Below are 13013 nucleotides of genomic sequence, written 5' to 3' on the forward strand. Positions count from 1 at the left end.
CAGTCTTTGATATTTTTTACTATCACAAACACACAATGAAGGATTTTATAAAATGTCGCACTGTAGCGTAATTGCAATTGATGGACCTAGTGGTTCAGGTAAATCTACTGTAGCTAAAAGACTGGCCAGTGAATTGGGTATTCTTTATATCGACACTGGTGCAATGTTTAGAGCTCTGGCTTATAGTGCAAATGAGCGAGATATTGATCTTGATAGTGACTATGAAGTTTCAAAGTTTCTCGAGCAGATTAATCTCGAATATCAAACCTCTGATGGTGCCCTAATCAAAATTGACGGAGAAGATCTCTCCGAGAAAATTCGTGCCCACCATGTTTCTAAGCTTGCTTCAATCATTTCTCAAATTCCTGCAGTCAGAGAATATTTACTAAAGTTTCAAAGAAGCCTTGCTGAGTCTAAGACATGTGTGATGGAAGGACGTGACATTGGAACAGTGGTATTCCCTGAAGCCTTTAGCAAGTTCTTCATTACTGCTTCAATCGAAATTCGTGCGAAGAGAAGATATGATCAGTTAGTTGAAAATGGTCAAAGTGATGTTGATATGGATCAACTAATAAAAGACGTAGCTAAACGTGATCAAAAAGATATGGGTCGTGAAGTTGCACCACTTAAAAAAGCAGATGATGCTGAACTTGTCGACACATCACAGATGGCCCTTGATAATGTTATTTCTCATCTTGCTGATTCAGTAAAAAAAAAAGCACTCCAATTTGGAATTGATTTGTGAAATATCTCATTAATAGAAGTGATGCCATTGGTGATAATATCTTAACGACTCCAATGGCCCAAGCAATCTTCGAGTTAGATCCCGAAGCTGAAATTGGGATCATTACTTCTTATATTTGTCGTGACCTCTATCACGACCATCCATATATCTCTCGTGTTTTTCATTTCGATAAAAAGGCAAGCTATTGGCACAAGATAAAAAAATCTTTGGTCATCTTTAAAGAGTTTGATCCTGATTTTTATTTCTATGTTGGTGGAAGCCAGACTCCAAATTTTGTGGCCTGGCTTAAAAGTGTACCATTTCGTGGAGGAATTCTTTCTCGTTGGACCACGTTCTTTGTTTTAAATAAAGGAATAAGACAGAAAAGATCACAAGTTGCTCAACATGAAATCTTTTATAATGTTGATCTCTTAAAACACCTTTCTGGATTTGAAAAAGTTGACGATAAGGACTACCTTCCCCAAATTGTTGTGCCTAAGAAAGTCGATGCAATGAAAGATTTTAACGAAGAGCTTAAGTCAGAAGGCTTCGATGATTCCTTGCCATTTATCGTAATTCATCCTGGTATGACTGGTCATACTCTTAATTGGCCATCAAGAAATTATGGAAGACTCATTAAGAGGCTTGCACTTCTTTACCCAAATCAATACAACTTCATTATCTCACATACTCCAAGTGATAACGCTTACCTGCTTGGAACTAAAGATGAGCTTGAAGCCGAGTCTGATTTATCTAAAAATGTTTACTTCTTTGATGGTTCAAAGAAGGGACTTCTAAACTATATGAATGTGATCAAGGAAGCTAAGCTCTTCATTGGTCCAAGTACAGGTACAACGCATATTGCTGCTTCAATGGAAGTTCCTGTCGTTTCAATATTCTCTCCAATCAAGGCGCAGTCAGCACTTCGCTGGGGCCCAAAAGGGAAGGGAAAGATTTACACTGTAACTCCAGATGTTGTTTGCGGGGAAACATTGAAATGTGCAGGGCAGGCTTGTCCTTACTATGAATGTATGTCTAAAATAGAAGTCGACGATCTTTTGATACATATTAAAAAAATTCTGGAGAATTAATGAAATTATCTATAACAACGTCAAGATTTGGCGAGTTAGTAAAACAATTTGAAACAATTAAACCAATCCTTGTCGTTGGTGATGTTGGTATCGATAAATATACTTGGGGAGTCGTTAAAAGAATTTCTCCTGAAGCACCAGTTCCACTACTTGAAGTTAAGAAAGAATGGCTGAAACTTGGACTGAGTGCCAATATCTCAGACAATTTAAAGACTCTTAATGTACAGTCAACTCTTTGTGGTGTTATTGGAGATGATCAAAATGCCAACGTTTTTGAAAATCTACTTGAAGAGTCAAAAATTTCAACTTGGGGAATTGTACGTTGTGATGAAAGACCAACTGTATACAAAGAAAGAGTTGTAACAGAATCACAGCAAATTTGTCGTATTGACTATGAATCAAAAAAACCAATAAACGACGATGTTGCAGAAAAACTTTTTTCTCGTATTAAAGATCTCTCTGAAGATCATGACTCAATTATTCTTGAAGATTACGCGAAGGGGACTTTAACAAAAACTCTTATTCGCAAGCTTATAGACCTTTATAAAGGTACTGGGAAAATTATTGCCGTTGATCCTTCGAGAACAACTCCTCCTGAGTATTATAAAGGAGCAACACTTTTAAAACCAAATCGCAACGAGGCAGAGATTATGGTTTCGGCCCTTGGTTACAGTGATGTTGAAAGTGTTGATGAGATGGCAAAAATTTTAATTGATAAACTTGAGCTTGAAAAACTTGTTATTACACTTGGTCCAGAAGGGATGGCCCTTGTTGATACAAAACTAGGCCCAGAAGTTAAATACATACCAACTGTTGCTAATGAAGTCTTCGATGTTTCAGGTGCAGGGGACACTGCAATCTCTCTACTTGTTTCGGCCTTACAGGCAGGAGCAACTCTTGAAGAAGCAGCATGGATTTCAAATTGTGGTTCAGGTGTTGTTGTTGGAAAGAAAGGGACAGCAACTGTTGATCAAAAAGAATTAATCGAACACTTTGAGTATATTACTAAGAAAATGTCGTGAGCACCCTTCAATTTCCTGAAGATATAACTTTTTTTATTTCAGTACTTTTTAATCATGACTCTATTTCCCTGGCGGAGGTAGAGTCAATTATTCGAGAAAACTTTCAAGATGATTTCTCATCCTATGAATGTAGCTACTTTCCTATGAAGGAATACTACTCCAAAGAAATGGGGCACGAGAAAAGCCTACGACGCTATTTCTTTTTTCTTTCTGACAAAAAATCTCGAGACCATTTAATTGAATATAAGATTCTGAGTGAAAAAATTGAGAAGAATCTATCTCGTGATGGTCATCGCATCGTTAACCTTGACCCAGGTTATATTGGCCTTGATCAGGTTGTTCTCGCTACTGGTAAACCATATTCGCATCGCCTTTACTTAGGACAGGGCGTCTATGGAGAGTTAACTTATACCTATCAAAATTCATCTTATAAAACCTTACAGTGGACTTATCCTGATTACTCAAGTGATGAAACTATCAAACTATTCAATTTTATTAGAACTTTTAACCTCTGCGTCGATTCTTAAATAACTCATTGCCTCTTTCCTTTGATTTTTTCCTCTGATAATTAATCCGATACGAAAAGGAGTATTCATATGAGAAATATGATTTTAGTGGCATTGATCGCCCTTAATGTTTTTGCAATTGATAAAGATAGTTTTTCTGGAACGAAGTTCTGGTATATGGATAAAGCTGATAGAGTCGAGATTGTAACAGATCTTTATAAGCAAACAAAAGCTGAGTATGCGCTTTGGGATTTTAAAAAGAAGAGAATCGGTGTTGATGGAGATAAATTATTTCAAGATGCACTTGCTGTAGAAAATGCAATTTCTGATGTTGAAGGGCCAATTTTAGAAGCTCGTGCAAATCTTGATTTCATTGATAGAGTTAAAAAAATTATTGCTACTTTCCAAGATACACATTTTGGAATTTCAACTAAAGTCTCTATGCCGTGGATTGTCTCAGGTCTAGGAACAAAACTAATTGATGATAAAGTATTTATTACTGAAATCTATCAAAAAGTAATAACTAAGAGTGCTGCGTCTTCTGATAATGGAGATGAACTTCTAGCTATTAAATTAGGTGATGAAGTTCTTGCCGTTGATGGAGTATCTGTTTCAGAAAAAATCAATGAGCTTGTTCCTTATCTTGATGCTTCTTCTGTAGCATTTGCAAGAGAATCGGCAGGAAGATTTCTACTAGAGAGATATTTCAAAATCCCTTCTAAACCATTTTTTGATGTAAAAATTAAATCAGGGGAGAAAGAAAAGGTCGTAAGAGTTCCACTACATTTTTCTGATAATACGCAAGATAGAGTAAGAAGAAGAGATGCAATGTTTTACATGACAAAGCTTGGATTTATTCCTTTAGCTCAAATCCGTACAACTTATGATCAAAGTAAGCATGAGTGGATTGATTCTCGTGATCTTGATTCAAAATCCCTTGTTAAAGAAATGCCTAAAGGTGCAATTGAATTAAATAATTGGACTTCAGCAAAGAATGGCGGATCTTCAATTGTAAGAAGTGGTTTAATACTAGATGCAGGAAAAGTAACAGCTTATATGCAAGTTAATTCATTCTCTGTTTCAACTGTGTATAAAGGAAGCGAGACGACTGACTTTATTTCTGCAATTAGAAACGAAGTGAAGTACTTCAAGGCCCAAAACCTTAACCTTATTCTCGATATTAGAAGTAATGGAGGGGGGCGAAGCACATACCCTGGACAGGTTCTATCTCTACTAACGGAAGAAGGAAAAACTTATAATGGGACAATCAGTGCAAGAAGAATTACTCGTTACATGAGACAACTGTTTGACTATTACAGTTCGGATGAAATTTTCTCTCAAGTTGCAGATGGTGTGAACTGGCAAACGACTGTTAATGAAGTTGAAGATTCAATTTCTGATAGAAGAGAGTATACTCGTGCAATTTATGATGGTGATATTACTGCTGACGAAGAAGTTGGCGGATATAATGGAAAGATTGTTGCCCTTATTTCTCCAAGTTGTATTTCTGCATGTGATAAAATGAGTATGCTTTTAAAAACATCAAAAAGAGCAACGCTTGTAGGTATCTCTGCAAATGGTACAGGGGCCGGGTATTCATCAAACGATAAACTTAATACTCAGTTTACTGATCGTTTCAATGTATTCTCAACTCAAATTCCAAATTATCTATTTGGTTACCCTCCAGCGACTGGGGTTAGTACAACAGATTTTTCTCTTGAGTCTGGATATGAGCTAAATTCTGAAAACGTAGAGGTAAAGGCCGATGTAATTTATGAAGAATCACTCGATGCTGACTATATAAATTACTCAAAGGGATGGATTGAAAAAGCTCTTTCTCTATTCTAAATAAAAAAGCCGCTTTTATTAGCGGCTTTTTTGTCTCTGCCATAAAAGCTCGTCAATAATTCTACTGAATTCGTAAACCCTAAGATTCATACATCCCCTTAAGAGCTTAAAATCTAATTGAATTTAATTTTTTTCATTTTTTTCTTATCCACAAGTACAGAGTTGTTTTAATCTGTTTTTAGAAAACCCGTGGAAAGGGCGAGGATTATTCGAAAGATTTTCCGAGCAAAGCTCTTGTGCTTCAGAATGATTTCTATGCATTAAGAGTTGCCGAAACGGTGCGGAGTCCCTCACTTGTCTGGACTTGAAACTTAGTCTGGTACAATCGATCGGGTCATTTAGGCGTGGAGAGCGCTTGGGTGAAGTGGGGTGTATGATTCGCGTAGGGAGGAATTTTGGGACCATAGCGTCTCTCAATACTTTTACTTTTTAGACATTCACGTATTTGCTTACCAGGGATTAATCCGGCCAGTTTTTGACTACTAGAAGGGGGTAATATTCTTTTTAGGTCGAGTGGTGGTGAGTGAAATGGGGCAAATCATCAGACCCCTAATCTATTGTACTTACAAGCACAAACCTTCATAGGGCCACCGACTAATGTACGTGGCCCTTTTTTATTTGTGCTTTATCAGCTATAGTCCGGCAAATGAAAACATCTTTCTACGACCTTTCTTATCAAGACCTATTTGATATCCTTGAATCAAGGGGATTAAACACGTCTGCGGCCAGTCTACTTTTTAACTGGCACTATAAGAAAAGAGAACATTCCCCGTGCACAGAAAATGTTTCAAAAGATAATATTAAATTTATTGCTGAAAACTTTGACTTTTCTCTACCTAAAATTTCAAAAGTATTTGAGGCCCAAGACCGTACAGTTAAATTTCTTTTCGAACTGAGTGACGGAAATCGTGTTGAAACAGTCCTGATTCCTTTTAATAATAAGTACTCTATTTGTCTCTCGTCTCAAGTGGGATGTGCAATGAACTGTGCTTTTTGTTATACTGGAACGCAAGGCCTTACTCGAAATTTAAAAACTTCAGAGATCGTTGGACAATTTCTTATGGCCTACCATTGGCTTAGGGAAAATCGCCCTGATGAACAAAGAGTTTTAAATATCGTTTTTATGGGACAAGGTGAGCCTCTTCATAATTTTGATCCAGTAAAAAAAGCCTGTGAGATTTTTCTAAGTTCTCACGGAACCTCTCTTGGTCATCAAAAAATCTCAATTTCGACTTCTGGGTACATCCCTGGACTAAAGAGATGGGCTGAGGAAATTCCTGGCGTAAACCTTGCTCTATCTCTGCATTCACCTTTTGCGGCGATTAGGAATGAGCTCATTCCAATCAATAAGAAATTTCCTTTAGAAGAAGTTCTCTCATATATTGATACGGTTCCTCTTCGTAAAAAGCAGTTTGTCACTTACGAGTATCTGGTTATTAAGGATTTTAATGACTCTGCTGAAGATGCCCATGCAACGGCTAAACTTTTAAAAGACAAACGTGCTTTTGTTAATCTTATTCCATTTAATCCATTTCCTGGCACTGACTATAAGCGACCAGAGCTTGAAGTTGTTATGAACTTTAAGGCAGTTCTTGATACTTATAAAATTCCAACTCTCGTGCGAGGAACGAAGGGCGATGACGTTCTCGCTGCCTGTGGACAACTAAACTCTAAGTAAAATTCCCTCTTTGGTTTTGATCGAAGAATAGTCAAATTAATCGAGATCTTTTTTTGTATATTATTTAGACAGGGTTGTTTTATTTACATCTTGTTCAGTAGTCAGTCAGGAATTATGTCATTATAAAAATAATTAATAGATGAGTGAGGTCATAATGAAAAAATTAATTATTGGTGCTGTTTTATTATCTAGTTCTATGTCTGCGGCAGCTACTGACTTTTCTTTTGATAGAAAGTACAGTCTTAAACTTCCTGTTAATTCAGAAAGAATCGGAGCGATTGTAGAATTAAAAGACTATTTTGAACTTAACCCAAAGCTTTCTGGTGTTGCTGTAAAGATAAATAATTTATCATTTCAATATAAAGGTTTTAGTAAATCAGATGTTAAATCAAAAATATGTGTACAGGTTGGAAAACTTGAGTTCTTTAAGGAGAGGTTCGATATTCTCAAAGGACGAGTTTTGTCAGATGCTGTGCCTCGTTTATTAAACAAAGAACAGTCGAGACTAAGTGAACAATTTTCAATTCTAAATACAGGTTTGAGTAATACATTAAGTGACCTCACAAGTTTTTGTGAAGGTGACTTAAATTTGGATGGAAAAGGGATCAGAGATTCCCTAAACGGTTTATCTTCTCTTATTCATGATACAGCATTTAATGTAAACTGGGCATTGGAAAGAGATAGTATCCTTGTGCCACAAGCAAGTGATACTTTTATCGAATATTCTAGAGCAAAACACATTTATGATAACACAGTGGAAACTGAGGAAGATGGTGATACAGGGAAAAAAGAATGCAGGTTTCGTGATCTTTTTTAAAAAATACTCAACTAAAGTAATATAACCATACAAAAGGCAGAGAATATTTCCTCTGCCTTTTTGTTTTACTCCATCTTTTCTAGTCAGCCATTTTTGGCCATCAGTCTTCTCAGTTGTATTGATTATTATATTGTTCATTTTTTTTACACCATTTGTAGATTTTTCAAGTATCAACAAATTTGACTTTATTTCGCTAAAATATACTTATTAGTTAATTTTGAGGTTTCTATGAATATAAAAAAATCACTAGTTTTGCTTACTATTATTTCTACTTTTTCTCTTCCTAGTAACGCAGGAGCGGGAACTATTTTAAAGGCACTTGCTAAGCCATTTGAAAAAGTAGGAAGTATGGTGAATGGAAAGGCCCTTCCTAGTAAGGCGAAGCTTGTCGATCAGTACCTATCCCTTAGTGATGTTAAGCGCTCTCGCCTTGATGAAGTGAATATCCAGGCCCTATCTTCAGGTGGCTCAGGCGCTGTTTTACATAATACGGAATCAAAACTTGTTGAACTTGAATTTCGTGCCATGGATCTCGTCGAAACTTTTGATGATCTTGTTGGTAATTCTAATGCCTCATCTGGACTTAAGGCCTTATTTACTTCACAGGTTAAAGATTTAAGTTTCTTACTTGCTCACATGCATGTGGTTGTCTCTAAGAATAAGGTTTATCCCCATGTCGATAAAATTCTCGATATTATAACGGATCTTGATAAGAGCCTTAGTGGTGCTTATATCACAAACCCAAGCTACGCAACAAAATCAGCTTTAAATGATTTTCTAAAAATACGTAAGAAGGTTTATTCTGACTTAGTTGATCTTAAATAGTTTCTTTTTTTTCTATCGCAATTATAATAACTCTTATGAAACTTGTGATTAGAAACGAATTTAATAAAGAAGTAACTCAAGCTAAGTCCCTTATTCGCAAAGGGGATTTTGAGCTTGCTTTTGTCCATCTCGAACGCGCTCATGTGATCGGCCAGCTCTACGTCATCCCACACACCATATCTCATTACTACATGCTAGTAGTTGGCATCAAAAAGAGAAGCTTCAAAGAGATCTTTGGTCAACTAATTCGTCTACCTCTAGGTGTTTTAGGTTCTGCTGTCGGAATCGTCCCAACTGGTAATACTGGAGGGAGTAATATCTCTGCATTTAAGAAACTTCCAATCCCGTCAGATATCCAAGAAATATTGAATTCAGATGCCTCAAAATAGCCATTTTTTAGGCATCTCGTCTTGATTTTTCACGCCTTGCATGAAAATATTCTTCGTTAAAACTTAACTTTTGACTCAATACATATAAGGAATTTGAAATGATTAACAAATTAGAGAGCGCGCTGGTCTCTTTTAAAAGCGAAATTGCAAGTCTGGTCAAGCAGGCCGATGTTTTAAACCTCAAGGCAAAGTATCTTGGAAAACAAGGTGAGATCTCAGAAATCCTAAAATCTCTAAAGGATGCTACTGTTGAAGAAAAGAAGCTAATTGGACCTAAGGCCAATGAGATCAAGGATACAATTTTAAAGCTTGTTGATGAAACTCTCGCCAATATTGAGCTAAATGAAATTAATGAGAAGCTTCAGGCCAATAGAATTGATATTTCTTTAACTGACGATATGCTTGAGAAAAAGAATGTTCATGGTGGTTTTCATCCAAGAACTCTAATTCGCCAAGAGGTTGAGGATATCTTCCTTTCAATGGGCTTCGAAGTTCTTGATGGCCCACATATTGAAACTGAGTTTTATAACTTTGAGGCCCTCAATATCCCAGGTGATCACCCTGCACGTGATATGCAAGATACTTTCTGGTTTAGAGACGAGTCTTCTCCTGAGGGAAATAAGCATCTTCTTAGAACTCACACTTCGACAATCCAAATTAGAGGGATGATGGACCGTAAGCCTCCATTTAAATTCATCGCTCCAGGAACTGTATTTAGATGTGAGCGTACAGACGCCTCTCACGAGATGGTTTTCCAACAACTCGAAGGGATGATGGTTGGAGAGAATATCTCTGTATCAAACCTTATTTATTTCATGAAACAAACCCTAAAAGAAATCTTCAAAAGAGATGTTGAAGTTCGTCTTCGTCCAGGTTTCTTCCCATTCGTTGAGCCAGGTTTCGAGCTTGATATCAGATGCCAAGTTTGTGCAGGTAAGGGATGTTCTGTATGTAAGCAAGTTGGTTGGGTAGAACTTCTTCCATGTGGAATGGTTCATCCAAACGTCCTTCGCGCTGGTGGAGTTGATCCAGAGAAATATAATGGATTCGCTTTCGGCCTAGGACTTGATCGTCTTGTTATGATGAAATACGGAATCGAGGATATTCGTCACCTACAAAGTGGAGACCTTCGTTTCAATTCACAGTTCAAAGAATACTAAAAAATAAAATAGGAATAAATATATGTTAATAAGCATTGATTGGATTAAAGATTTCGTAAATTTACCAGAGGGCCTAACACCTAAAGAAGTAGGGGAGAAATTCACTCTCGCTACAGCAGAAGTAGAAGATGTCATCTCTATCGGTGAGCACCTTGAAAAAATCACAGTTGTTGAAGTTCTTGAAAAAGAACCACACCCAGAAGCTGATAAGCTAAACCTTGTGACTTTCACAAATGGCACAGACAAGTTCAAGGTTGTTTGTGGTGCCTCTAACGTTGTTGTTGGAATGCGCACGGCCTATGCTCCTCTTGGCGTAACTCTTCCAAACGGATTAACTCTTGAACCAAAGAAAATCCGTGGCGTTCTCTCTGAAGGGATGCTTTGTTCTGAAGAAGAACTAGGTTTCAAAGAAGAGTCAGATGGAATCCTTGAGCTTGCCAAAGATGCTAAGCTTGGCATGACAATGCTTGAACTATTTAACGAAACAAAGGACATCATCCTTGACGTTGATAATAAGTCTCTAACACATAGACCAGACCTTTGGGGTCACTACGGTCTTGCTCGTGAATTTGCAACTGTATTTAGAAATGAATTACAAAACCCATTCACATCCCAGTGGACACAAGACCTTAAAGCAAAAACAAACTCAAACAAGGCCCCTGTGACGATTTCAGTCTCTGAAGATTCAAGCTGTCTTGGCTACTTCGGATTAAGTGTGGATAACGTTACAGTAGGAGAGTCACCTCTTTGGCTTTCTAAGCGTCTTAAGGCCGTAGGTCTTAGACCAATTAACAATATTGTTGATATCTCAAACTACGTGATGCTAGAGCTTGGTATCCCACTTCACATTTTCGATCGCGACAAGATTCAAGATGGAAAGGTTGTGATCTCAAAACTCGCTTCACCTACAAAATTTACAACTCTCGACGAAATCGAGCGCGACCTCATCCCGGGTGACACAGTAATAAGCGATGGTCAAAAACCACTGGTTCTCGCTGGTATCATGGGCGGTCTTAATAGTGGAGTTGACGAGAATACAAAAAATATCTTCATCGAAGTTGCAAACTGGAAAGCCGCCGAAGTTCGTTCAACTTCAACTCGCCTAGGACTAAGAACCGATTCTTCTTCTCGTTACGAAAAGACTCTCGATTCTTTAAGTCTAGAAAAAACACTTCTACGTACGCTTGAATACGTTTTAAAACTTTGCCCAAGCGCAACTGTAAATGGCGACATCCAGTACGATGGACCAGATCTCTCAAAGATCCCAACTCTAAAGATCAAGTCTTCACAAAAATCAATTGCCACAAAAATAGGAAAAGAAATTTCTTTCGAAGAAATGAAAACAATTTTCGAATCTCTTGCTTTCATTGTTGATGGTGATGCATCAGAATTTGAAGTAACTGTTCCAACATTCAGAGCGACAAAAGACATCGAATGCGAATCATGTCTTGTTGAAGAAATCGGACGAATCATTGGCTTCGATAATATCGATCCTGTCTCTCCACTTGTAGAAGTTGTTCCTGTAAAACTAGAAGCTGCTGGAAAGCTTCACCGTAAGCTACGTGACTTCTACGCTTATCACGCTAATGCATTTGAAGTAATGACTTACCCAATGATTGGTGAAGCTCTTTTAAATAAAGCAATGTATCCCGTAGACAAGGGCCTAGAGCTTATCAATGCACTTTCTAAGGACACTGAGCTTATGCGTGCTACTATGGTTCCAGGTTTTCTCGAGGCCATCGCTAAGAACGCAAAGAACGAAGATCAATTCCGTTTCTTTGAACTTGGTAGAACATACCACAGCGACGAAAAGAAATTCTGTACAGAAAAAAGCATGCTTGCAGTTGCTTATTTCTCAAAAGAAAAAACACCATTCATGGAACTTACTAACGATGTTATGCGGTCTCTTGATGCAACTAATATCAGTTACCAAATGAGTGAAAGACATCCAAAGTTCAAAAGTGCTGTTGTAGATGAAGATTGGAAAGGTATCCACCCATACGAATTTTACAATATCAGAATACAAGGAAAGATGGATGGAGTTGTATTCTCTGTACATCCAATCGTTTTAAAAGCTTTCAAGATCAAAGGAAACGTCTCGATTGCCCTTGTTGACTTATCTACAGTTGAATCGCGTGAACAAAAAGATAAAACAAAGTACAAACCACTTTCTAAATTTCCGGGTTCTACTTTTGATTGTACGGTTGTTTGTGGCGCTGAAATTCCTTCTGCAAACGTTCTTGCGTCCCTTTCAAAGCTGAAAATTAAGCAATTAACGGCTTCCAAAGTAGTTGACGTCTTCACATTAGAAGATGGGAACAAGGCCGTGACAGTAAGAAATCACTTTGCTGACCCAGAACAAACGCTTTCGGGAGACTTTATTACTGAATCTAGTAATAAGATTGTCGAAACTCTTCAAAAAAGTGGCTTCGCTCTCAAGCAATAATTCAAAAAACAATAATATTTCACTAAAAAAGGCCGATTTATTCGGCCTTTTTCTTTTTCTTGAACTTTTTTCACTATTTCTCTTAAGTATTTCCAGAAACCGACGATACTCCTCACTCTGAAATTAATCCCCTAGTTGAGATTATAAGTATCTGAATTAACATTAGGACAACCTTAATAATGTTAGTTGTACTTATGTTAGGCATTAGCTAAGCTAATTCTCTCTAAATAATTAATTTTAAAAGAAAAAAAAATGCAAAAAAATTAAAATAAAATGAAAAAAAGTATTGACGGGTGAGATGGTTCTGAGTAATATGCCCCTCGTCCCAAGCAAAAGAGAAAAACAAAAACAACTCTTCAAACTTTGAAGAAAAATTTTTTGTCTTTTTTTAAAAAAAGTGTTGCCAAAGCGTTTCACTTTTTATAGTCTCGGACAGCTCTTTAAAAATCAAATATTGGAAAGAATTTATTGCCCTTTTGGGTAGTGAATAAGATGAGAAAGGAAACC

General features: G+C 37.1%; 11 protein-coding genes. All 11 read left to right on the plus strand.

Annotated features, from left to right (window positions below; all coding sequences use genetic code 11):
* Positions 1-52 precede the first annotated feature (52 nt).
* Entirely contained in the window at positions 53-745 is a 693-nt protein-coding gene (gene cmk / locus M900_RS00335; protein ID WP_021272861.1) for a (d)CMP kinase, read from the plus strand.
* Positions 742-1815: a glycosyltransferase family 9 protein gene (locus M900_RS00340; protein ID WP_021272827.1), complete on the plus strand. Its 1074-nt coding sequence runs from the start codon at positions 742-744 to the stop codon at positions 1813-1815. Before cmk ends, M900_RS00340 begins: the two co-directional genes overlap by 4 nt.
* Positions 1815-2837, plus strand: a complete 1023-nt coding sequence (locus tag M900_RS00345) for a bifunctional heptose 7-phosphate kinase/heptose 1-phosphate adenyltransferase (protein WP_021272849.1) — start codon at positions 1815-1817, stop codon at positions 2835-2837. Before M900_RS00340 ends, M900_RS00345 begins: the two co-directional genes overlap by 1 nt.
* Complete coding sequence (locus tag M900_RS16760; protein ID WP_021272840.1) at positions 2834-3364, plus strand: DUF4416 family protein; 531 nt, start codon at positions 2834-2836, stop codon at positions 3362-3364. The genes M900_RS00345 and M900_RS16760 overlap by 4 nt, the downstream gene beginning before the upstream one ends.
* 69 nt (positions 3365-3433) lie before the next feature.
* Positions 3434-5191 (plus strand): S41 family peptidase, encoded by a 1758-nt coding sequence (locus tag M900_RS00355; protein WP_021272815.1) that lies wholly within the window; start codon positions 3434-3436, stop codon positions 5189-5191.
* 646 nt (positions 5192-5837) lie between these two features.
* The gene (gene rlmN / locus M900_RS00360; protein WP_021272858.1) at positions 5838-6869 is read left to right on the plus strand and encodes a 23S rRNA (adenine(2503)-C(2))-methyltransferase RlmN; all 1032 of its coding nucleotides are present in this window, start codon (positions 5838-5840) and stop codon (positions 6867-6869) included.
* A 154-nt stretch (positions 6870-7023) separates the two neighbouring features.
* Complete coding sequence (locus M900_RS00365) at positions 7024-7686, plus strand: hypothetical protein (RefSeq protein ID WP_021272819.1); 663 nt, start codon at positions 7024-7026, stop codon at positions 7684-7686.
* Between the two features lie 228 nt (positions 7687-7914).
* Positions 7915-8511 carry a hypothetical protein gene (locus M900_RS00370; protein ID WP_021272839.1) on the plus strand — a complete coding sequence of 199 codons (597 nt, stop codon included), beginning with the start codon at positions 7915-7917 and terminating at the stop codon, positions 8509-8511.
* Between the two features lie 35 nt (positions 8512-8546).
* The gene (locus M900_RS00375; RefSeq protein WP_021272855.1) at positions 8547-8900 is read left to right on the plus strand and encodes a DUF3703 domain-containing protein; all 354 of its coding nucleotides are present in this window, start codon (positions 8547-8549) and stop codon (positions 8898-8900) included.
* Between the two features lie 98 nt (positions 8901-8998).
* Entirely contained in the window at positions 8999-10060 is a 1062-nt protein-coding gene (pheS, locus tag M900_RS00380) for a phenylalanine--tRNA ligase subunit alpha (protein ID WP_021272814.1), read from the plus strand.
* Positions 10061-10082: 22 nt separating this feature from the next.
* Positions 10083-12506, plus strand: coding sequence for a phenylalanine--tRNA ligase subunit beta (pheT, locus tag M900_RS00385; RefSeq protein WP_021272845.1), 2424 nt, complete (start codon positions 10083-10085; stop codon positions 12504-12506).
* The last annotated feature ends 507 nt before the right edge of the window (positions 12507-13013 follow it).

It is taken from the genome of Bacteriovorax sp. Seq25_V (assembly GCF_000447795.1).
GTDB lineage: Bacteria > Bdellovibrionota > Bacteriovoracia > Bacteriovoracales > Bacteriovoracaceae > Halobacteriovorax_A.

What these genes read in the sequence shown, in the direction of transcription:
- rlmN (WP_021272858.1), top strand. Translation starts at nt 5,838, where the DNA reads ATGAAAACATCTTTCTACGACCTTTCTTATCAAGACCTATTTGATATC.
- M900_RS00365 (WP_021272819.1), top strand. Translation starts at nt 7,024, where the DNA reads ATGAAAAAATTAATTATTGGTGCTGTTTTATTATCTAGTTCTATGTCT.
- pheT (WP_021272845.1), top strand. Translation starts at nt 10,083, where the DNA reads ATGTTAATAAGCATTGATTGGATTAAAGATTTCGTAAATTTACCAGAG.
- M900_RS00375 (WP_021272855.1), top strand. Translation starts at nt 8,547, where the DNA reads ATGAAACTTGTGATTAGAAACGAATTTAATAAAGAAGTAACTCAAGCT.
- M900_RS00345 (WP_021272849.1), top strand. Translation starts at nt 1,815, where the DNA reads ATGAAATTATCTATAACAACGTCAAGATTTGGCGAGTTAGTAAAACAA.
- cmk (WP_021272861.1), top strand. Translation starts at nt 53, where the DNA reads ATGTCGCACTGTAGCGTAATTGCAATTGATGGACCTAGTGGTTCAGGT.
- M900_RS00370 (WP_021272839.1), top strand. Translation starts at nt 7,915, where the DNA reads ATGAATATAAAAAAATCACTAGTTTTGCTTACTATTATTTCTACTTTT.
- pheS (WP_021272814.1), top strand. Translation starts at nt 8,999, where the DNA reads ATGATTAACAAATTAGAGAGCGCGCTGGTCTCTTTTAAAAGCGAAATT.
- M900_RS00355 (WP_021272815.1), top strand. Translation starts at nt 3,434, where the DNA reads ATGAGAAATATGATTTTAGTGGCATTGATCGCCCTTAATGTTTTTGCA.